Source organism: Dyadobacter sp. NIV53 (assembly GCF_019711195.1).
In the GTDB taxonomy this organism is placed as follows: Bacteria; Bacteroidota; Bacteroidia; order Cytophagales; family Spirosomataceae; genus Dyadobacter.
Genome location: NZ_CP081299.1, coordinates 6,162,948 through 6,186,173 on the forward strand (window position 1 = coordinate 6,162,948; position 23,226 = coordinate 6,186,173).

Below are 23,226 nucleotides of genomic sequence, written 5' to 3' on the forward strand. Positions count from 1 at the left end.
TGCACAACGGTTTTATTTAATGCAGAAAATGCAGCCATATTAAACAGAATAAGTAATACCATGGATTGTGATACCGTATTGCGGGTAAAACGCTTTTCAATAATCAGGTATAAAACCGGCAGGACCAATAAAGTTAGAAGTGTAGCCGAAACCAGTCCGCCAATTACGACTGTGGCAAGCGGCCTTTGTACTTCGGCTCCCGAACTTGTGGAAAGTGCCATGGGCAAAAATCCCAGGGATGCTACCAGAGCTGTCATCAGTACAGGACGTAAACGGGTTTCGGTTCCCTGGAAAATAACCTGTTTTAAATCATTTATTCCTTCTTTACGCAAAGAATTGAATTCGGCAATCAGGACAATCCCATTTAAAACAGCTACTCCGAAAAGAGCAATGAAACCAATCCCGGCGGATATGCTAAATGGCATTCCACGCAGATACAATGCGAAAATACCTCCGATAGCTGATAATGGTATTGCAGTTAAAATCAGGAAACTTTGTCTCAATGAGCGGAAAGTAAAATAAAGCAGCACAAAAATGAGCAGCAACGCAATCGGAAGTGCAATGCTCAAACGGGTATTGGCTTCCTGCAGATTCTGGAACTGGCCGCCATAAGTGGTGTAGTATCCGGTTGGCAGTTTTATCTGGCTGTCAATTTTATTTTGAAGTTCAGCAACTATACTTTTCACATCCCTTCCACGGACATTAAAAGCAACTGTAATCCGGCGTTTTGCATCTTCACGCTGAATCTGATTAGCACCGATTTTCATTTCAATAGTGGCAATCTGGCTAAGCGGAATTTGCTTTCCGTGAGGTGTGGTGATAAATAATTGTTTAACGTCTTCCATAGCCTGGCGGTTGGCATTATTAAGCCTCACAACCAAATCAAAACGTTTTTCACCTTCATAAACCAGTCCCGCGGAACTTCCTGCAAATGCAGTATTAATCGTCCTGCTCGCTTCTTCTATACTGATCCCAAAGCGGGACAGCCGGTCACGGTCAAAATTGACAACAATCTGAGGCAAACCACTCACTGCTTCCACATACAGATCCTCGGCACCTTGTACCGATTTTACTATTTTTCCGATTTTCTTCGCCTGTTCGGCCAGAACGTCCAGGTCTTCGCCAAAAATTTTGATGGCCACATCTTGTTTAACCCCAGTCATGAGTTCATTAAACCGCATCTGTATCGGCTGCTGAACCCCAAATGTGACACCAGGAACTGATTCTGAAAGAAAATCCTGCATTTTTTCTGCCAGTTCTTCTCTGTTCCTGGCCTTTTTCCAATGTGATTTTTCATGCAGGATCACCATCACATCGGCTGCTTCCACAGGCATCGGGTCTGTCGGGATTTCCGAAGAACCTATCTTACCAACCACTTCAATGACTTCATCCGGAAAATCCTTTCTCAGAAAACGTGCGGCTTTCTGACCTGCATCAATGGTTTCTGAAAGTGAACTGCCTGTTAGTACGCGCATTTCAATAGCGAAATCACCTTCATCAAGCTGTGGAATAAATTCGCCTCCCATATTTAGAAAAAGTACAAAACTCAGTATTAATAGACCAAGAGCAGTGACCAGGATTATCGCCCGTCGCCGCAATGCAAAAGTGAGTGCAGGAGAATATAAACGGTGAAAAAAAGCAATGATACGATCGGAAACGTTGGTTTTATGCGTGTTTTGCTTGCTTAAAACCAGTGCGGAAATCATAGGAATATATGTCAGTGAAAGTACAAAGGCACCCAGAATGGCAAAACTGACTGTTTGTGCCATCGGGCGGAACATTTTGCCCTCAATCCCTACCAACGCTAAAATTGGCAGGTAAACGATCAGGATAATAATTTCTCCGAAAGCTGCCGAATTACGGATTTTAGAAGCTGATTCGTACACTTCTGCATCCATTTCCTTCTGTGATAAGCGATGTATATATTTTTTACCCGCGATATGGTGCAGCGTTGCTTCTACAATAATGACTGCACCGTCTATGATCAGCCCAAAGTCTATTGCACCCAGGCTCATCAGATTACCTGAAACGCTGAAGAACGTCATCATACAAACTGCAAATAACATAGCGAGAGGAATCACGGAAGCGACAACAAGCCCGGCCCGCAGATTTCCAAGCATTAAAACAAGTACAAAAATGACGATCAGTGCGCCTTCAACGAGGTTTTTTGAAACGGTGCCAATGGCATTATTAACCAGTTTGGTACGGTCAAGAAATGGTTCAAGAACAATACCTTCGGGTAAAGTTTTACGTATCTGTTCAATTCTTTCTTTTACTTTACCAATTACCAATGATGAGTTGGCGCCTTTCAGCATGAGCACCAAACCGCCCACAACTTCACCATCTTCATTGCGGATCATAGCACCATATCGGACTGCATGCCCAAACCGGACCGTTGCAATATCCCTGATCAGTACGGGAAGGCCATTTTCGGTCTCAGCAACCTGAATTTTTTCAATATCACTAATACTCCCGATCAGCCCTTCGCTCCTTATAAAATATGCATTGGGTTTTTTATCAATATAGGCACCTCCTGTATTCTGGTTATTTTGTTTAAGCGCCGCAAATATGTCGTTCATTGATATTCCGAAACTTCTTAATCTGAACGGATCAATGGCAATTTCATATTGTTTCAAATACCCGCCAAAACTACTTACATCGGCTACGCCTTCGGTACCAAGGAGTTGCCTGCGTACGATCCAGTCCTGGATACTTCTCAGTTCCATGGGCGGATACTTTTTTCATATCCTTTTTTGGTGTGAAGCACATACTGATATATTTCGCCAAGGCCGGTCGTAACCGGGGCCAGTTCCGGTATTCCTGCTCCTTCGGGAATCTGCTGCGAGGCATTTTTCAGGCGCTCGGTAATCTGCTGGCGTGCCCAGTATATGTCCACATGGTCTTTAAAAACAATGGTAACTACGGAAAGGCCGAATCTTGAAATGGAACGGATCTCTTCGGTATTGGGAATGGTAGCCATGGCTGTTTCCACAGGAAATGTAACGAGACGCTCCACTTCCTGTGCAGCCAGCGAAGGGCTGCTTGTGATAATCTGTACCTGGTTATTGGTAATGTCGGGTACTGCATCTATGGGAAGCCTTGTCAGAGAAAAAATACCTGTTACAATCAGTGCAAGTGTGAAAATGCCAATGACAAGCTTATTTTGAATTGAAAAAAGAATGATTTTATCTAACATCAGATTTAGATTGGGTATACAAATGAGCCTGTACACGCCTGAAAAGTGCACAGCAAAAAGCCAAACCGTAAAATAACGTGTCAGATTAAACCCTGGGTGGTTGCCAGATCATCATTGTATTTCCGGAGCCGGAATGAGGAATGTACCTGAAAGATTTTTCGTCAGGAAAAAGAGAATATGAAAGGGCAGGCAACGAAGCTGTTGCATACTGTAACGTAACTCCCGCACAACAAGCACAAATACAAAATGGTGAGCATAAATCAACAACCTGCTGCTCTGCGTTTTGGTTGGTTTTGATATTTGCAATTGCTGAATAAGAATCATGAGACGGCATTACAATTTCGTCCTGGCATGGAATGCAGGATAGAGAAATCGTGTAGAATGACAGTAAATAGAAAATGAGCCTCATGATGCACCAAAGGTAATAGAAATTACTCCAATTTAGGATAATTGGAACTATCAGGCAAAATCCGGAATCTGTTAAATTTAGCATGCACAAATAATGGCAGCTGGTCGAAAGCAACAGTTAACTTTCAATGCAACGCACATGCCGGGACTTAAAGAATACAGAATTTTAGCTACGTTTTTTTTGATTATTCTTTGTTATTCAAACTGTAACAAACTGTTGTTATTTTAGTATGATAGTCAATGTCGTACGTATAGTATAATATTCTTTTGATAAATTTTTTTACAACCCATTTTATTAATAATTTTAAAAACTCAAAGAGTTCCGAAAAAATATGCGTTTTAGATTAATGCTAATTTTGTCCTCACAATAGGAGGTAGTCCGATGGTTGATAGATTAGGTTAATAGCACATACCATTGCCAGTTTAAAAAGTTTTCAGGGATTTGATATAACTAAATTCCGGTTAGTATTTTGAAGTATATTTTTGATCCTTTTGTTATCAGGATAAAAACTGCCCGGATTTACTAAGCATATGATTTTACTCAACGTTATTGAACATAAAAAATGGTACTTGAAGAGAAGCAATGGGAGTTATTTGATTTTGTCAAAGAAAGGCATGAAAATCAAAAAAGAAAGTACACGGGCGAACCCTATTATACACACCTTCTGCGTGTTGCAGAAATTGTAAGTCAACATTCCAACGATGAGATGGAGATAGAAATAGCTTTGTGTCATGACCTTCTTGAAAATACCCAATGTACCAAACAAGAACTCGCTTTGAAACTGATCGATATCGGATATAGCCTGTTTCCGAGAAGTAAAGTTTTAAAAGGAGTGTATGACCTGACAGACCATTACACTTCCGGTGCTTACTCCATGTACGACAGAAAAAAACGCAAGGAACTGGAAGCTGAAAGAATGTGCGATATGCAGCCGTTTTCGCAGACAGTAAAATATGCTGAGATCATTGATAATGCAAAATCTATTATTGAGCACGATCCTGAATTTGCCCCGGTTTATCTTCAGGAGGTTTTAGCTTATATTGATGATATTGACGAAGGCGATCCGCAATTATATAGCAAATGCCGTAAAGTTGTAAAAAGCGCAATGGAAGAACTATTGCTTGCCTGACCATTCCTGAAACCATTAATAAACGAGCCGTGAAATTCATTTTTCATGGCTCATTTGCTTTATGGATATTTGAGAAACCTTGTGTACGGAGCAATACAAATATCATCACAGGCTTAAATAGGACCGATAAGTAAAACTATATCAAGATATTTTTTAAATATTTATTACTTCAAGTGAGTACATCGCTTAAACTGGCTTCTCTCTCTACATAGAAACATTATTGTGCCTATGTCTATTTCTCCAAATCCGGGTTTAATTGATTTGTTATCTGATGCTGGTTTCAGGCAGTGGGTAAAAACCGGTGATTATAAAAAAGCAGATAATTACTGGTCTGATTGGCGCGTGAAAAATGCAGATAAGGACGAAATTGTAAGACAGGCAATTCATATTTTACTGGCATCCCATATAGATGAAAATATTACGGATGCAGATATCGATGAAATTGTGGAAGGGACTTGGGAGCGTATTCATTCTCAGCAAAAAAGAGTAAAACGATTATCGCCACAGTGGTGGTGGGCAGCCGCTTCCATTGGAGTTGTGCTGGCGGGAATCTGGCTGGCGCGTAATCCTGAAACTTTAAATCAGGAAAAGGCAGCAATAAAAATAGTTGCCCGTCAAGATTTGGAGGATTTTATAACACAAACCAATTCAGATAAAAAACCAATGCTGATTATGCTGTCCGACAGCAGTTCGGTTGTTTTGCTACCAGGAAGTGTGTTACGATATCCTGCTGTATTCATGGCTGATACCCGTGAAGTTCAGCTTACCGGGGAAGCTTTTTTTGAAATAAGTAAAAATCCCGCCCGGCCATTTTTTGTGCATACTCTGTCGATCACAACCAAAGTTGTAGGAACCAGCTTCAATGTGCGTGCTTACGAAAATGAGCCGGATGTAAATGTGACCGTAAAAACGGGTAAAGTTTCGGTTTATACCAATGATGAGGACTGGCTTTCGGTTCAGGAGAATGCAGTTCTGGTTCTTCCCGATCAGCATATTATTTATGACAAAGTAGCCAATAAAATGTACCAGCCGGTAATTCAGTCTGATGATGCGCAACTGGCGCTTAGTAAAGCTTCTTTTGAATTTATTGATATGCCGGTAACCGCAATTCTTGATTCCATTGCCGGTATGTATGATTTACAAATGGATTACACCCAGGCTGATCTCAGCAAATGTATCCTTACTACTTCCCTGACAGATGTACCGTTGCAGGGGAAATTGAAAATTATCTGTACTGCCCTGGGACCAGCCGCACATTACAGCATAACCGAATCCGGAATTATAATTACCGGCCGGGGATGCGATTGATATAGAACGATTTACCAAACAAATTTTAACAATATTTTTATGGAATCTATAACCCGGACAAAAGAAGAGATGCTTGTTTCAAGAAATGTGTCAATTATACACACTTAGAATTTTACTAAACTTTTAACTTAAACAAATGTGAGGATATGAAAAAACGTGTAAACGTTAAGCGATGGTTGTGTGTCAGTATGCGGATGTCGATGATCCAGCTGCTATTGGTGCTTGTTTTTACCGGCGGTTCTTGGGGACGAAATATTAATGGACAGGATTTAATGGACAGGAGAGTTAGCCTGAAAGTATCCCGGTCAGAATTACGCAATGTTTTAAACCTGATCAGTAAAGAAGCAAATGTTCGGTTTACCTATAATTCCAAGACCATACAGGCAGACCGGAAAGTGGACGTAAATGTAAAAAACGAACGTCTTGAAGAAGTTTTGAATCAAATCCTGAAACCGCTTCACATTGAACAGGACGTAGTGGATGGACAAATTATACTTCGTAATGCGGCACCAGTGGGTTTGATGAATAACGAGCCGGTACAAAATTCCGCTTCCGTTACAGAAGCTGCCGACAGAACTATAACTGGAAAAGTTTCGGATGCAAAAGGAGGTGTACTTCCGGGGGTAAGTATTGTGGTAAAAGGTTCACAGCGCGGTACAACTACCAATGAAAATGGTGCTTTCAGTATCAGTATCCCGACGGATGATGTAACCCTGATCTTTTCTTTTGTTGGTTATACCTCACAGGAAATCGTTGTAGGTGCACAATCTGTCATTAATCTTACATTAGCGCCTGATACCAAATCACTGAACGAGGTAATAGTTGTAGGTTATGGAACACAAAAACGCAGGGATGTACTGAGTGCGGTATCTTCAGTTAGCGAAAAAGATTTTAAAGCGCAACCGGTAACCCGGGTTGATCAGGTTTTACAGGGCAGGGTTCCCGGTGTACAGGTAACCAATTCCGGCGGTGCACCCGGTGGCGATGTGCGGATAAGGATCAGAGGGTCCAACTCTTTGAGCGGGGATAATGAGCCATTGTATGTAGTGGATGGTTTTGTAGGTGCTGATTTTACAACCATTAACCCGGACGATATTTCTTCGGTTGAAGTATTAAAAGATGCCTCGGCTACTTCCATTTATGGGAGCAGAGGAGCGAACGGTGTTATTATTATTTCGACAAAATCAGGCAAAAGCGGTGCTATGCAGGTTAGTTTTGGGGTAAATGCTTACAGTTCCAAACTCATCAAAAAATACAATACGCTTAACGCTGCCGATTTTGCAGAGACAGTCAACCAGCGAGGCCTGGCACTGGCACCAGCCGGCAGTACCTATATTCCACGATTTTCTGAATCGGAAATACAGGGATTCAGACAAAACGGAGGGACCGACTGGCAGGATGAGATATTCAGGACAGCTCCCGGAAAAGAATATAAGATCGGGATTTCTGGTGGTAACGAAAAGACCAATTATCTTATTTCCGGTAATTATCTGACCCAGGACGGTATCATTGACAATTCTGATTTTAAACGTTATTCTATCCGTACCAATATTGCTTCCCAGCTTTCAAGCAAGTTTTCTTTTCGCATGAATTTTACCGGAACCAGAAAGGAAAACCACAATACCAGCGGAACTTCCCAGCGAAGCGGTGCACTGGCGCAGGCACTCGCATGGGCCCCGACTACTCCCGTATACGATGCAAATGGAAACTATATCTTGTATGATCCAACAAGTTCTATTTTTTCCAATCCGGTAGCTTTGGCCAAAGAGAATGAATACCGTTTTGAGAATACCAATATCAATATCCTGACAGGCTTGCGGTATGAAATACTTTCGGGATTATCACTGGATGTTCAGGTAGGTTTAAATTACGGGAATCTTCAAAGTAAAGCGTTTCAGGGTATTCCGGCATCCAGATCCTGGGCAACGGCCGGCCGTTCGTCGAGCGAAAATATTACTTTGCAAAATACCAATACACTGAACTACAAAAAGACATTCAATGACTTGCACCGTGTTGACATTACGGCTGTTTTTGAAACACAAAAATTTATTGGAACCGGCTTCAATGCCAATGTAACCAACCTGACCTATCCGGCCCAGTCTTATAATAACCTGGCACTTTCGGCTTCCAGTACTGTTGGTTCGGGTTATGGCGGATGGAGCATTTTATCTACGCTGGGAAGGTTCAATTATTCATTCAAAGACCGTTACCTGGTGTCGGCAACGGTGCGGAGAGATGGTTCTTCCAAATTCCAGGGAGACAACAAATACAGTGTTTTTCCTTCCATAGCAGTTGGTTGGAAAGCTTCTGAGGAATCTTTTATCAAGGATTTAAACGTTTTCAGTAATCTTAAAATAAGAGGAAGCTGGGGACTTACCGGAAATCAGGGAATTGGCTCTTATGGAACTTTATCTTCCTATGTAACCAATCTGGACGATGCAGGTGCAGTTTTCAACGGTGCAGGTGCAATTGTACCTGGAATTATGCTGGGAAATCCTGGGAATGTTGACCTGAAATGGGAAACGACGGAACAGATCAACGCAGGAGCGGACCTTGAATTTTTAGATGGCAGAGTTACTTTAACAGCGGATTATTTTGTAAAAAATACACGCGATTTGTTGATGCTGAGATCATTGCCTGGTTATATCGGCGGATACAGTATACAGTCAAACATTGGCCAGATCCAGAATAAAGGATGGGAGTTTGCATTAGGTGTAACGCCGGTTCGGACCAGTGATTTTTCATGGAATACTTCTGTAAATCTGGCTTTGCTTAAAAACAAAGTGGTAAGTCTGGGTGGTGACAGGGATACTATTCCATTGGGTGAAAATGTACTGATTCCGGGTCATTCCATGAATTCGTTCTGGGGTTATAAATTTTTAGGGACATTCAAAGCAAATGAGGCTGATCAGGCAGCAGTTTTTGGCCTGAAACCGGGCGATGCGCACTATCAGGATGTGGACGGAAACGGTATAATTAACGAAAAAGATTACCAGATCATGGGAAATGGTACACCTAAAATGTCGGTTGGCTGGAACAATACATTTGCCTACAAAAACCTCTCGCTGAATGTTTTCTTCCAGGGTATGCTTGGTTTTGATAAACTGAATTACACGTATGCAAACGGGATGCTCGGAAGTACGGACGCTAAGGAAATTATTTTTCAGGATATCAAGAAAAGGTACATTCCCGGTGTGAATGAATCATCCGAGATTCCGGCGTTCAGCAGCGCAGCGAGTAACATGTATGTGCAAACATCCCGATTTATTGAACGGGGTGATTTTCTGCGACTTAAAAACGTGAGTTTGTCTTATACCATTCCCAAATCTATCCTGAAAAATATTGCCAGTGTCAGGTTGTTTTTGAGTGCCACAAATTTGCTGACAATCACAAAATACAAAGGAATTGATCCTGAATCCAACTCAAATAATGTAAGCGGTTTGACCTGGGACAACTTTGGTACCGACGTGCAGCAGGGGATTGATTACGGTTCCTATCCCAATTCAAAAACTTACACAGCTGGTCTTAATCTTACTTTTTAGCCTATCCTGAATATTAATTTTATGAAAAAGATACTCATATATATACTGCTTGCCAGCCTGACTGCATGCAGCGATTTCCTTGAAGAAGATCCTAAAGGCGCCATTATTGGTACCAATGCCATTAGTAGTGTGGAAGGATTGGAAGCGGCATTAACCGGAACTTACAAAGGTTTGCTGAGAACCTGGTCAAGAGGTTTTCTGACTTCTTCCATGCAGGGGTTTGTAATGGGCGGCGACGATCTGACAACGCTTGTTGCAGGAAATAAATCAGATTTTCGCCAGCAGGACCAGTTTGTGGTAACATCGGGAAATTCTCATATCGCCATGATCTGGAACGGTTGCTATAAAACCATTCAGGGAGCCAATAACATTATCAACAACTATCAGAATACGACAGGTGATAAAGCCAGAATTGACCAGATTGTGGGCGAAGCATACTTTTTGAGAGGGTTGTCCTATTACTGGCTGGTGCGTGGATTTGGTAAAGTGCCTGTTATTTTATCTGCTGATTTCTCAACTGACTTGCTTACCATTGGCAAAAGTCCTGAAACAGAAGTTTATGCACTGATTGAAGCTGATTTGCAAAAAGCAGAAGAATTGGTAGCCAATGTAAAGCGTGATCAGGGTCGGCCAAATAAGGGTTCGGTTAAAGCACTTTTGGCAGATGTATACCTTACAGAAGGAGGATGGCCAATAAAAGACCCGACAAAATATGCACTGGCCGCTGCCAAAGCAAAAGAGGTAATTGATAACAAAGCAACATACGGTTTTGAACTGATTGATGATCTGAGCAAACTTTGGTCGCAGGGTGGTGCTTCCGCCATCGGTACATCGGAGGAGGTACTGTCGTTCCAGACCTCGGATCAGTATGGAGGTTCTGCCAATGCATTTTGGGGTGATGCAGCCAGGCCGGGAGATGAAGGTGGCTGGGATGATTACTTTTCCGAAATCAATTTTTTTAACAATTTTCCCGAAGGAAAAAGAAAAGATGCTACGTTTTATACAGTATTTACAAAGAGCGATGGTAGTAAAGTAAACTGGCAAAACAGCCTTTCCAAACATCCATACTACAAGAAATTCCGGCTGACTGTTCCTAACTATATATCTTCCATGCCGGTTCACATTATTCGTTATGCACACGTTTTGCTGATTTATGCAGAAGCGCAGGCAAGATCTGGCAGTACCCCTAATACGGAGGCCTACGCAGCACTGAACGCAGTTCGGGAAAGAGCGGGATTGAAGGCACTGACTGGTTTGACAAACGAAGGTTTTACAAAAGCAGTGGTAGATGAAAGATCCTGGGAATTTGCAGGTGAATTTACCCGGTGGTTTGACCTGGTTAGACTGGAATTGGTAGAAAGCGCCAATGCCAGTAAAAACGTGGACGACCTGAAACCGCTTGCTGCTATCGGCAAAGACAAATACCTTTTTCCTGTTCCCTTAACCGACGCAAATATTAACCCTAACCTTGGACAATAACAGCTCGTCTGTTAGTCTGGTAATTCTCTTTGTAATGAAAGAGGATTGCCAGATTTTTTTATTACTATATTTTGCTGGTAGAATTGATGTGGCCATGGATAGCATTTTGGGTGTTGCATACCTACCGCATTGCCATCTTCGACCTCTGTTTATATTCTACCGATATTATGTCCCTGACCGGACTTGACATGCAATTATTTTTTTATCAGGAACTATCAATGAAAATAACCCACTTCTTTAAAATAACACAACGAACAATAATAATACTGGCAATTCTGATTCTTCAATTCACAAACACAACTGCACAGAAAATTCAATCAAAAATCATTACTATGGATCAGATGATTGGTGCAAATGCGTTTGTGGATGATCCGGTCGATAAGATACAGGCTGTTGGTTTTATCAGGGAGTATCACAACTGGGATTGGGATGAATATGGCGATAACTATCAGGGTTATCCCAATAACCAAATGAAATGGGCACCTGGAAAATGGAATTTTGACACATTTTATACCAATATAAAAAATGCAAATGTGGGCATTTCTCCTTGTTTGCAGGGTGCTGCTAGCTGGCTGCAAGGCAAAACCAACTTTCCTTCTTCACATAAACCGTTGGATAGTGCGGGTGCAAATGCGGCAGATCCTGATTCCTACCGTGCCAAAGCACACCACATGTTTCAGTTTGCTGCCCGTTACGGATCAAAAAAAGTGGCGGAAGATAAACTCACGCTCGCTCCCGGCCAGCCAAAAAATACAGGTTTGGGATTGATACGATATATGGAAGACTGGAATGAACAGGACCGCACATGGGAAGGGCCGGATGCACAGTTTTTACCCGAAGAATATGCAGCCATGGCGAGTGCGGATTATGACGGGCATGGCGGAACGATGAACAAAGGCCCGGAAACTTTTGGTGTTAAAAATGCTGATCCGGATATGAAATTTGTCATGGGCGGGTTAATTGAACTAAAAGTAGATTACATAGCAGATATGAAAAAGTGGTTTTCGGAAAACCGACCTGACGGAAAATTTGCTGCTGATGTGATCAATTTTCACCATTATTCATGGAAAGACGGCGAAAGCTGGCAGGGTGGAGGACCGGCAAAAAGTCCGGAGGAGGACGATTTCAGGGGTAAAATGGAAAAGGTCGTAAAATACCGGGATGAAAATCTGCCGGGCGTCGAGGTATGGATTTCTGAATTTGGCTGGGATACGCATCCGCTTTCCAGGTTAAGAGCTCCGGCTATCGGCGCGTTCGATTCCCAGGAGGTGCAGGGACAATGGCTCGTGCGGTCTTATCTTGCTTTTGCGGCTGCAAAGGTCGATCGTGCACAAATGTTCATGCTACGCGATGTAGATTCAAAAGATACAACATGGTTTGCGACCTGCGGACTCGTTGGCCCGAAAGGAGACTGGACCCCAAAAATATCCTGGTATTACGTTTATACTCTAAAAAACACGCTGAAAGATATGGTCTATATCGGTGATGAGCCTTCTGGTGATCCTAATATCCTGATCTATAAATTCAAAAATGTAAGCGGGAAAAATGGTGTTTATGTGGTTTGGTCAAAAACCAAAGAAAATTATGTAATGAAAGATTACAGATTAGAATTAAAAGGAAATCCAAAGTCGGCAAGGAAAATAGAAATGGCTGTTGGGAGCATTCAGGGTAAAAGCGCCGGTTTGGCTGTTCGTAATCGAAAAGTCATTGTCGATGTGAGCGAAAGGCCATTATTTATTACCGTTGACGAAATCCTGTAAGCCTTGTTTTATCTCGTTTTATGAAAATATTATATCTGTTTATTTTTACATTCATTGTCCATGCATCTCCAGCTCAGCAATTGAATGACAGGCATACTGAATTTTTTAATTTCGACTGGAAGTTCCATATGGGTGATACTTTGGGAGCTGAAAAAGTAACATTTGCAGACCAAAGCTGGCGAAAGCTGGATGTTCCGCATGATTATAGTATCGAAGGTTCATTCGACCAGAATCTGCCAAGCTGTAATGGATATTTGCCCGGTGGAATTGGCTGGTACAGGAAATCATTTTCAGTTTCTGCCTCCGGAAAGGACAGGAAAGTTTTTGTCCGTTTTGATGGTGTATACAAAAATAGTGAGGTCTGGATTAACGGGCACTATCTGGGTAAAAGGCCGAGTGGTTACATTGCTTTCGAATACGACCTTACACCATGGATCAGGTTTGGAAAAGAAAATATCATAGCCGTTAAAAGCGATCACACTGATCTTACAGATTCAGGCTGGTACACGGGTTCAGGAATTTTCAGAAATGTTCATTTGATTTATACTCATCCTGTACACATCAGAAAATGGGGTGTTTTTGCAGCCACAAGCAAGGTGACTGCAACGAATGCCAGCATGGAAATTGCAGTGGATGTAATAAATGAAACAAAAATTCCGGCCGATGCAATTGTACAGGTTAGCCTGGTAGACAAAGCTGGGAAAGAAGTGGCAAAATCAACCGTGAAAAACGTTGTTCAACCCGAAAAGGAAAATAAATTCAATCTGCTGTTAGATATTAAAAATCCGCAATTGTGGTGTGTTGAAAGCCCTTATTTGTATACTTTGAGAACTGTTGTCATGCTTAATAATAGGGTGATAGACAGTGAAACTATATTAACAGGAATCAGGGAGATCCGGTTTGATGCAGATAAGGGCGTATTTCTAAACGGAAAAAATATCAAATTAAAAGGAGTTTGCCTGGTCCATGATGCGGGTGTTTTAGGATCGGCTGTACCTGGGGAAGTTTGGGAAGGCCGTCTTAATACATTGAAATTACTGGGCTGCAATGCAATTAGGGCCTGTCATAACCCGCATGCATCCGAGTTTCTGGATCTGTGTGATAAATTGGGTTTTTTGGTAATTGATGAGGCTTATGATGAATGGGAGCAACCCAAAACGAAATGGATAGATGGCTGGAACCAGTCGAAAAAAGTAAAAAACGGCTATTACAGGTATTTTCCGGAATGGGGAAAACAAGACCTTTCGGACCAGGTGATGAGAGACCGGAACCATCCGTCGGTAATGATGTGGAGTATTGGCAATGAGATCGATTTTCCCAATGATCCCTATTCCCACCCCAGCCTCGATAGCTCGGCGAATCCGCAGACCTTTGCCAAATATATGCCTGAGAATCCGGATGCTTCCAGGTTAAAAGACATTGCCCATGAACTGGTAAAAATTCTAAAGGAAAGTGATATGACGCGTCCTGTTACAGCAGGACTGGCATCTGCGTATATGTCCACGCAGGTTGGGTTTGCATCGGAACTCGATGTAACCGGTTACAATTACCAGGAAAAATTATATGCAGAAAGCCACAAAAAGTATCCAAAGCAAGTTTTATACGGAAGCGAAACCGGGCACAGGTATGAATACTGGAAAGCAGTTGCAGATAATGATTACATTTCCAGCCAGTTTTTATGGACTGGTTTTGAGTATCTGGGTGAATCTTTTAAGTGGCCGCAGCGTACTAATCCATTCGGGATCATTGATTTAGGCGGTTCTTTCAAGCCGGAAGCCTATTTCCGCCAAAGTTTGTGGAGCGATAAACCCATGGCATACATTGGTGCATGGGACACAACAATGGTTGAACCAACACTATTTTACCTCTGGGATCATAAAAACGCATTGCCTCACTGGAACTGGGGAAAAGGCAAAGTGCTAAAAATCAGCGGATTTACAAATTGCGAAGAAATGGAATTGTTTCTGAATGGTAAATCATTAGGTACTAAAAAAATGATTGATTTTGCCGATCATGTTATTACCTGGTATGTGCCGTTTGAACAAGGCGTATTAACAGCTGTGGCGCGTATAAAAGGTGCAGAACTGGCGAAATATGAACTGGCAACTTTCGGTAAGCCTTTTAAGATCAGTGCGGTAAGTGATTTACAACATTTGAAAGCAGATAGGAGGGATGTTGCCAGGATTGTCGTAAATGTAACGGATACTAAAAATGTATCTCATTATCTCGCAGAAAACAGGATTTATGTTGAAACACAGGGAAATATCAGAGTGCTTGGTATCGAAAATTCAAATCCGGCGGATACGGAACATTATAAGAAAAACGAACACCAAGCCTATCATGGGAGAGTGGTAGTATATATTCAGTCGCTTGATAAGCCAGGAAAAGCGTGGGTTAAATTGACTTCTCAGGGTTTGCAGCCTGCAACTGTAAATCTTGATATTGTAAAATAAAATATTTGTTTGATAAAATTATCTTGGATGAGGCATAAAATTTGTAAAATTTGTTCAATAATCTGATCTTCACAATGGTAAATCTTTTTTCTTATTGGTATGTCTATTCAGTTAACGGATCTTTCAGATGAACAACTGTGGAGATCATTGCAAGAAGATGATTCAGAGGCGTTTACGATTTTGATTAAACGTTATTCCAGGTTTTTGCTAAGTTATGGAAGAAAGTTTTCTTCTGATCAGGAATTAATTAAAGATTCGGTCCAGGATCTTTTTACTGAGTTGTGGCTGTATCGCAAAGGTTTATCAAAAATAACTTCTATTCATAGTTACCTTCTCGTATCATTAAGAAGAAAAATTTTCCATTCTTTTAAATCCTTTCCGCACACATCTCTTGGTGATCCCGAGGAAGATGAATATTCGTTTATGATCACTTTTTCTATTCAGGATCAGTGGGTTGAATCCGAAACTGAACAGCACAGGCTGGATCAGCTGAATTTCATGATGAATATGTTGCCAGCCCGCCAGAAAGAAGTATTATACCTGAAATTTTACCAAAATCTCAGCAATCAGGAAATTGCTGAATTACTGAAAGTTCAGTATCAATCCGTCTCCAATTTGTTACAACGTGCACTCACATTTCTTCGCACACATTGGAAAGAAGAATTTACACTTTCTATGATTATTTCTATGTTGTTTTAATTTGCCGGCATGATCGGCATTATGGAATTCGGGTGCTCAAAATGGAGTACTTGTGTCTGCATATGAAGCGTAAAAATTCCGGTCAGAGGCTCGGAATTGGGGTGCTAGATATCAAAAGTGTCAATTATAAAATTATAATTGTCTTATTATCAATTTATTAAGTATTTAAGTATTTAATGATTTAATGATTTAATGATTTAATGATTTAATGATTTAATGATTTAATGATTTAATTTTTTCTGTATTAAAAATAATATTGAGATACCAAAAATAAATTAGTAGAATAAGATTTACAGATTTTAGAATTTGACGTATATTCGAAGTGTATTTTTAATTCTATTAGAACTACTTAAAGTCCAGTAATTAATTATACTATATAGTATTATGATTATTGAAGAACCCCACCACATAATTGCGATAGGTGCTTCCGCAGGCGGAATGGAAGAAATAAATGCTTTTTTTGACCATACCCAGCTTGATGGTGTTTCTTATGTCATTGTACAGCATTTATCAGGAGATTTTAAAAGCCGGATGGTAGAATTACTTTCCAAACACAGCAAACTTGAAGTTAAGGAAGCCGAAGATGGGATGCCTGTTAAAAGTAACCAGGTGTATCTTATTCCAAACGACAAATTTATGACCATACGTAACCGGAATTTAATTTTGGTCAATAAAAATAAATTCCGGGGGCCTCACCTGACGATAAATACTTTTTTCAATTCCCTTGCTGCTGATACAGGCTCCAAAGCCATTGGTGTCATTCTGTCCGGATTGGGTGCTGATGGAACCGAAGGAATTCAGGCAATTAAAAACGCCGGCGGAATGGTCATCGCACGTAATCCTGACACCACTGAATTTGCCAGTATGCCTTCTAATGCAATCGCCACTGGTTCAGTTGATTTTGTGCTGGAGCCCGAACTTATGCCTTCAACCATTGAGGATTATGTAAAACAGGAAGCAGATAAACAGGCAGATAAAATAAAAGACAATCAGAACGTAGATGCTATTCTGGCCCTGATCAATGATCAGCTTCCGCTCGATTTTTCTGATTACAAACAAAGCACCATTTTACGAAGGATCAAACGAAGGGCTGCCATTCACAATTTTACAAAGGTGAAAGAATACCTTGCCTACCTGAAAACGGATCAAAAAGAGGTAGAAACCCTTGCGAATGATTTCCTGATTAATGTTACAGCTTTTTTCAGGGACCCGGAAGCATTTGAAATAATTGGTAATACAGTGTTGCCGGCAATTATCAGGAATCTAAAACCAGAAGACGAAATAAGGTTTTGGGTTGCGGGCTGTGCTACTGGCGAAGAGGCCTATTCACTCGCAATGCTGGTTCATGAGCAATTAGGAGGGAAAACCGATGAACTGGTAATAAAAATATTTGCAACCGATATTGACAGTGCAGCATTAACGCGTGCAGGAAAGGGGATTTACAATAGTAGCAGTCTTAAAAACCTATCACCGGAACGGCAGACAAAGTTCTTTTTAAAAGAAGGGGATAAATACAAAGTCATTCCTGAAATTCGCAAGATGGTCATTTTTGCGAAACACGATCTGGTCAAAAACCCTCCGTATTGCAACATGCAGCTCATCAGTTGCCGTAACCTCCTCATTTACATGACGCCGGCATTGCAAAAGAAAATATTTTCCATGCTGTTGTTTGGCCTTAAACTGAATGGTTATTTATTTCTCGGTTCCAGCGAAAATCCATTGCAGATTCTTGACAGCGTGGAAGTGGTCAATAAGAAGTGGAAGATATTTAATAATCAGGTAACGAAACGGAAGAGTGGGTTTGATGCATTTTCCATACCCGATTTTTTCGAAAAAAAGCAAAATCTTTTTCTTTTCCACAAAAAGACGCATTTCGTAGCGCCAATTATCTTACAGAGGAAGTAAATAAAACGCTGGTGAACAACCTGGATTTTCTGATCATTTGTATTGATGAAAATAACCTGGTTGTAAAGTCATATGGCGATACAACAAAATACCTTTTCCAAAGGAATTTTACACTCAACCTGACGGATCTTTTGGAAGATCGACTTGCAGTTGCTTTCAAAACGCTGAGAAACAAGGTGATAAAGACCAACAAAAAAGCATCCGTAAGCGGTATAGAAATAGAGAAAGGCAAGGCTGCAATTCAGGTGAATTTATCTGTAAGCCCTTTGGCTAACAGCGGTAAAGATCAAAAAATGCTTCTGGTAGTTTTTAGTGAAAACAAACAAGGAAGCCCGGTATCGAAAGAGAATATTATGTTTGATAACAAGATGTATCTGGACCAGTATACACAAAGCCTGGAAGAAGAATTGCAGGAACTGAAAGATACGCTGCGGGATTCTAACGAAAAGTTATATGCCACCAGTGAGAATATGCAGTCTTTCAGCGAAGAGCTTTTATCGGCCAATGAAGAAATGCAGAGCACGAATGAAGAGATGGAGTCAGTAAATGAAGAATTACACACAATAAATTCTGAATACCTTTTTAAAAATAAGGAACTGCTCGAATTAAATGACGATCTCAATAATTATTTCAAGAGTAATATTAATGGCCAGTTGTTTGTGAACCAGCAACTGGAGTTAATGAAATTTTCACCGGGTACATTAAAGCTGATCAACTTACAGGATAGTGATCTGGGGCGGCCAATCAATAAAATCCTGACTAATTTCAAGTTTCAGGCCATTACTGAGGATATTAATAAAGTAATCAAAGATGGAAGTGTTATTACAAAAGAGATTGAAACAAATGATAACAAATGGTATCAGGTCATGACGATGCCATATATCAAACAAGCCGGGAATATAAGAAATGGTGCAATTGTTACTTTCGCCGACATTACAGAATTGAAAGACACACAAAAACAGCTCGATGAAAAGAACAAAAGCCTGATGCGGATCAATGCTGATCTGGACAACTTCGTTCATACTGCTTCACACGATCTTTTATCACCACTGGGAAGTATAGAAGGCAGCATATCAGCAATGAATGAAATAGGAGTGAATGATCCGGAGCTGAAAGTGTTTCTGGATATTATTGATTCATCTATTAAAAAATTCAGATCCCTGATCATTGACATTGCCACCATTGCCAAGCTCGAAAGCAATACTATAATTATGGAGATGGTTGATCTCAATGAAACGATTAATAATATAGAATGGAGCCTGAATGATAAAATCGCCTCGTCGAAAGCTGTGATACACAGGGATCTGGAAATTAAGGAAATCTATTTTTCGAAAAAAAACCTGAGAAGTATAGTGTTTAACCTGATCTCGAATGCTATTAAATTTAAAAGTGATAAACCGCCAGTGATCTATATTAAAACTAAAAAGGTAAATAATAATACTATCCTTACGGTTGAGGATAACGGAATTGGAATTGCGGAAAAAGATAGCGAGCAAATTTTTAAAAAATATGGCAGACTTAAAATGGATATTGATGGCCAGGGAATCGGTTTATATCTTGCAAAAAAAATAGTTGATTCGGCAGGTGGGGACATAATTGTAGAAAGTACGCCGGGAAAAGGAAGCAAATTTATTTTATGCTTTCCAACAGTACAGGATGCTTCGTAACCTGGCGGTTTTGAAAGCATCCTTTTATATATTACCTGCTATTTATCAGTTGAACGATTGCCGGAATTCCAAGGGCGAAAGGTTAGTTTTTGTTTTGAACAACTTACTGAATGACTGCGGATGCTCAAATCCAAGTCCGTACGCAATTTCACTGACAGATAAACTGGTAACAGATAACTTCTCCTTTGCTTTATCAATCAGTTTGTCATGTATATGATGCTGAGTGCTTTGTCCTGTCAGTAATTTAAGTAATCCGCTCAGATAATTTGGTGATACATTTAATGCATCTGCAACATACTGAACGGTTGGCAATCCATTTTGTACCAGAATGTCATTATCAAAATAGGCCGAAAGAATAACTTCCAGCCGGGCAAGAACCTGGTGATTCGTGATTTTCCGGGTAATGAACTGGCGCTGATAAAACCGCTCCGAATAAGTTAAAAGCAATTCCAATTGGGCTATAATTACATCCTGACTAAACTTGTCAATATTGGAATGGTATTCATATTCAATGTTTTGCATAATTCCTGCAATCATTGTTTCCTCTTTTTCTGAAAGATGCAATGCCTCGTGAACTGCATAACTGAAATATTCGTATTGTTTGATTTTTTGTGCCAGCGGTGTGTTCCAGAGAAAGTCGGGGTGAACAAGTAAAGACCATCCTTTGTGCATAATCTCCTTACTTGCTTCAATAGAAAAAACCTGGCCCGGCGAAATAAAAAACATTACTCCTTCATCAAAGTCATATTCCTGCTGACCATATCTCATCTTTGCCTTAAAGCTTCTCTTAAGTGCAATCGTGTAAAAATCATTGATGATACTTTTAGGTTCCTCCTGGCGAAGCCGGGTCACGTTTTCAAAATTGATCACACTGACTAACGGATGTTCAGGTTTGGGCAAATATCTCAACTGATGCCATTCAGCAATTGTTTTAATCCTGAGAGGTTCCATGTTTGTCATATTTAACTGTAATTACTTCTGGTTAAATGCTTTTGCAAAATCCTTGGCAAAATCTTCCAGCTTTACCTTCCCCAATACTGCTGGCTTGTGCAAATCGTAATCCCGCCGTAAACCACCATTGTGAATGCTGGCGTTCAACTCTACCAGTTTCGTAGCCAGGTTAGGCGGTATTCCACTGTTTTCCATCGTTGCCTGCACTTGTTCATCACTAAAAGTTAGCCATTTTAAATCGGGTTTTCCAATGGCAACTCCCAGAATATGCGCTATTTCGTTGCAGGTATGCTCGTCACTGGCAACATACCTGATTTTAATATCAGTGGCTGGTGAAATTATTTCTTCAAAAGCCGCGTCTGCAATGTCATTAGGTGAAACAATTGTCACTTTGTCTTCACCTCCATAATTGGTACCAATACATCCTGTAACTTTTATCATGTTTATAAAATGGTACAGATTGTAGTAAAAAAAAGTTGGGCGAAGATGTATGACTGTAACTTCGGACAATGTATTTAAAATCTGTTCCACATGATAGGAGCCTACAATGACACCTGTTCCTTTTTTAAGGTCAGCGCCCCAGCTGCTAAGATTAACCACTCGTTTTACTCCCGAATGCTGAATAGATTCTGCATAACAGTTTCCAATTATTTTATATCGTTCTACCTGATCCGGTGCCGAAAAATTTGGTGGTATCATAGTGTAAATGGCATCGCTATCCTTAAATGCAGCTGTTAAAAACCCAGTGTCTTCCACTGAGCCGATTGCTGCCATAGCACCCAAAGCTTCGATATCTGTTTGTTTCTCCGGATTGGTGCTGATAACGGTAACTGTATGCCCTTTTTCTATCAGTCTTTCCACCAGCGGCTTACTTATATTTCCTAAAGAACCTGTTACTACAACTTTCATTTTGTTTCTGTTATTTGACATTGCAAAGTTGCACTGTATGAGTCTGACAGAAGTAGCCAAATCTATGGTTGTTGTAGCCGAAAAAATGAAGATAGTTGAAGTCCGCAATTAAAACCAATGTAAAATCCTCATCAATTACATGTTTATTTTTTATCTTTGGTTCAAAAGTTTTAAATGATATAGGATGAGCAGAAAAGAGATAAAAGCATTCGAAATCGCTTTACGTAAGCAGCGAAAAGAAGTTGTTAGCTCGAAAACAGCTGCCAAAAAGTTTTTAACGGATCTTGGAGTCTTTGAAATCCTTGTCCCTAAGGGTACAAATCAAGTGATTTTAAAAAACTAAATTCTAAGTATTCGGTTTTCATGTATTCTTCAAAGCCAGGCTTACTTATAGGATTTCATGGTTGTGATGAAAGTGTTCGGGACGATATTGTATTGGGTAGAAAGAATATGCTTTCCAGCAAAAATGATTATGACTGGCTCGGCAAGGGATATTATTTTGGGGAAAATAATTATGAACGAGCTTTGGACTTTGCACATAATCCTCCCGGAAAGACAAAAATTGCTAAACCTGCTGTACTTGGTGCCATTATTGATCTGCAAAATTGTTTAGATCTTTTAGAAATGGATTATTTGCGACTTGTTCAATATTCTTATCAGAGTCTAGCCTTAACTGCTTCAAAATTTGATCTGGAACTTCCCATAAACAGATCTGGAAAAGGATCAAAAGATTTAGTTTTAAGAAATTTGGACTGCGCTGTTATTGAAAATCTGCACCATACCCAAAAAGCCAATAATTTTATTCCTTTTGATTCTGTAAGAGGTGTTTTTGTCAGAAGGGACTGAACTATACCCGGGAGCTGGCTTTCATGAAAAGAACCATATCCAAATTTGTATTCGAAATCCTAATTGCATCAAAGGGTTTTTCATTCCCAGGGAGGAAGTTGATTGGCCCTGATATTACTTTGTGCCAGAAACCCCTGATTCTTCCTTAGTTTTCCTGCAATTTTATATGGCAAAATTTTAACTTAAAATGAACAGTATTTAATTGATTATGCTGAAGAAATTAAAACTTCATAATTAGTGCCCTTTTGATAAGATTTCAATATCGCAGCCAAAATAATAGTTTTCTTAGTACATTCAGGAATTCAACTTTAACATAAAATCAGCTACATGATTAACTTAAAAAAATCTGCAACAGCGGCTAAAATTCTCTATATCGGGCTTATTGCGATGTTCTTTGCGAGCGGTAGTTTTGCACAAACGGCTGGTACAACCATCACGCTAGCAGGTAATGCAATTCATACAGTAGGGAAGTTGCCGGCTGTGGGAACACAGGTAAAAGATTTCACTTTAATCGGCGTAGACCTTAAAGACAAAACATTAGCGGACTTTAAAGGAAAATACGTTATCATGAATATTTTTCCCAGTGTAAATACCGGAGTATGTTCCAAATCAGTAAGAAAATTTAATCAGGATGCTGCCGGCTTAAATAATACAGCGGTACTTTGTATTTCCAAAGACCTGCCCTTTGCACAAAAAGCTTTTTGCGGTGCAGAAGGAATTGACAAAGTTGTGATGCTTTCCGATTTCAGAACTGATTTTGGAAACACGTATGGTGTTCAAATTGCAGACGGACCCATGAAAGGTTTACTTAGCCGTGCGGTAATTGTGGTCAATCCGGAAGGTAAGATCGTTTATGAACAGCAAGTGCCGGAAATTGGCCAGGAGCCTGATTACACAGCTGCCATAGCTGCAATTAAGTAACTTTAGCTAACAGCAGTCAGCTATCGGCAATCGGCTCAAAATTATTTCCTGG

At 40.3% G+C, this 23,226-nt stretch carries 15 protein-coding genes and 1 pseudogene; 12 read left to right on the plus strand and 4 right to left on the minus strand.

The features are described 5' to 3' along the window. Window positions 1-86 precede the first annotated feature (86 nt). Window positions 87-3,196, minus strand: a pseudogene (locus KZC02_RS25405) (efflux RND transporter permease subunit); the annotation flags it as partial. Between the two features lie 85 nt (window positions 3,197-3,281). Continuing rightward, window positions 3,282-3,605, minus strand: coding sequence for a DUF6660 family protein (locus KZC02_RS25410; protein ID WP_221391231.1), 324 nt, complete (start codon window positions 3,603-3,605; stop codon window positions 3,282-3,284). Between the two features lie 562 nt (window positions 3,606-4,167). Between KZC02_RS25410 and KZC02_RS25415 the strand changes: the two genes are divergently transcribed. From KZC02_RS25415 to KZC02_RS25455, 9 genes are all read left to right on the plus strand, one after another. After that, complete coding sequence (locus KZC02_RS25415; RefSeq protein WP_221391232.1) at window positions 4,168-4,734, plus strand: HD domain-containing protein; 567 nt, start codon at window positions 4,168-4,170, stop codon at window positions 4,732-4,734. Between the two features lie 228 nt (window positions 4,735-4,962). After that, on the plus strand, window positions 4,963-6,042 hold the full coding sequence (locus tag KZC02_RS25420) for a FecR family protein (RefSeq protein ID WP_221391233.1): 1,080 nt from the start codon (window positions 4,963-4,965) through the stop codon (window positions 6,040-6,042). 146 nt (window positions 6,043-6,188) lie between these two features. Continuing rightward, entirely contained in the window at window positions 6,189-9,584 is a 3,396-nt protein-coding gene (locus tag KZC02_RS25425) for a TonB-dependent receptor (RefSeq protein WP_221391234.1), read from the plus strand. A gap of 21 nt (window positions 9,585-9,605) precedes the next feature. Next, window positions 9,606-11,063 carry a RagB/SusD family nutrient uptake outer membrane protein gene (locus KZC02_RS25430; RefSeq protein ID WP_221391235.1) on the plus strand — a complete coding sequence of 486 codons (1,458 nt, stop codon included), beginning with the start codon at window positions 9,606-9,608 and terminating at the stop codon, window positions 11,061-11,063. Window positions 11,064-11,395: 332 nt separating this feature from the next. Next, on the plus strand, window positions 11,396-12,823 hold the full coding sequence (locus KZC02_RS25435; RefSeq protein ID WP_221391236.1) for a hypothetical protein: 1,428 nt from the start codon (window positions 11,396-11,398) through the stop codon (window positions 12,821-12,823). A gap of 20 nt (window positions 12,824-12,843) precedes the next feature. Beyond that, window positions 12,844-15,276, plus strand: coding sequence for a sugar-binding domain-containing protein (locus tag KZC02_RS25440; RefSeq protein WP_221391237.1), 2,433 nt, complete (start codon window positions 12,844-12,846; stop codon window positions 15,274-15,276). Window positions 15,277-15,375: 99 nt separating this feature from the next. Then, complete coding sequence (locus tag KZC02_RS25445; RefSeq protein ID WP_221391238.1) at window positions 15,376-15,975, plus strand: RNA polymerase sigma factor; 600 nt, start codon at window positions 15,376-15,378, stop codon at window positions 15,973-15,975. Window positions 15,976-16,359: 384 nt separating this feature from the next. Next, on the plus strand, window positions 16,360-17,880 hold the full coding sequence (locus KZC02_RS25450; RefSeq protein WP_221391239.1) for a chemotaxis protein CheB: 1,521 nt from the start codon (window positions 16,360-16,362) through the stop codon (window positions 17,878-17,880). Window positions 17,881-17,891: 11 nt separating this feature from the next. Further along, window positions 17,892-19,547 carry an ATP-binding protein gene (locus KZC02_RS25455; RefSeq protein WP_221391240.1) on the plus strand — a complete coding sequence of 552 codons (1,656 nt, stop codon included), beginning with the start codon at window positions 17,892-17,894 and terminating at the stop codon, window positions 19,545-19,547. Between the two features lie 45 nt (window positions 19,548-19,592). Here KZC02_RS25455 and KZC02_RS25460 read toward each other — a convergent pair whose 3' ends face one another. Further along, window positions 19,593-20,507, minus strand: a complete 915-nt coding sequence (locus tag KZC02_RS25460; RefSeq protein ID WP_221391241.1) for an AraC family transcriptional regulator — start codon at window positions 20,505-20,507, stop codon at window positions 19,593-19,595. A gap of 12 nt (window positions 20,508-20,519) precedes the next feature. Next, window positions 20,520-21,407 carry an NAD(P)H-binding protein gene (locus tag KZC02_RS25465; protein WP_221391242.1) on the minus strand — a complete coding sequence of 296 codons (888 nt, stop codon included), beginning with the start codon at window positions 21,405-21,407 and terminating at the stop codon, window positions 20,520-20,522. Window positions 21,408-21,591: 184 nt separating this feature from the next. Between KZC02_RS25465 and KZC02_RS25470 the strand changes: the two genes are divergently transcribed. The 3 genes from KZC02_RS25470 (at window position 21,592) to tpx (ending at window position 23,174) form a co-directional block, all read left to right on the plus strand. After that, window positions 21,592-21,750, plus strand: a complete 159-nt coding sequence (locus KZC02_RS25470; RefSeq protein ID WP_221391243.1) for a hypothetical protein — start codon at window positions 21,592-21,594, stop codon at window positions 21,748-21,750. 20 nt (window positions 21,751-21,770) lie between these two features. Continuing rightward, window positions 21,771-22,253 (plus strand): hypothetical protein, encoded by a 483-nt coding sequence (locus tag KZC02_RS25475; RefSeq protein WP_221391244.1) that lies wholly within the window; start codon window positions 21,771-21,773, stop codon window positions 22,251-22,253. Between the two features lie 327 nt (window positions 22,254-22,580). Continuing rightward, a complete protein-coding gene (tpx, locus tag KZC02_RS25480) occupies window positions 22,581-23,174 on the plus strand; it encodes a thiol peroxidase (protein WP_229253793.1) in 594 nt (197 codons plus the stop codon). Window positions 23,175-23,226: the final 52 nt, after the last annotated feature.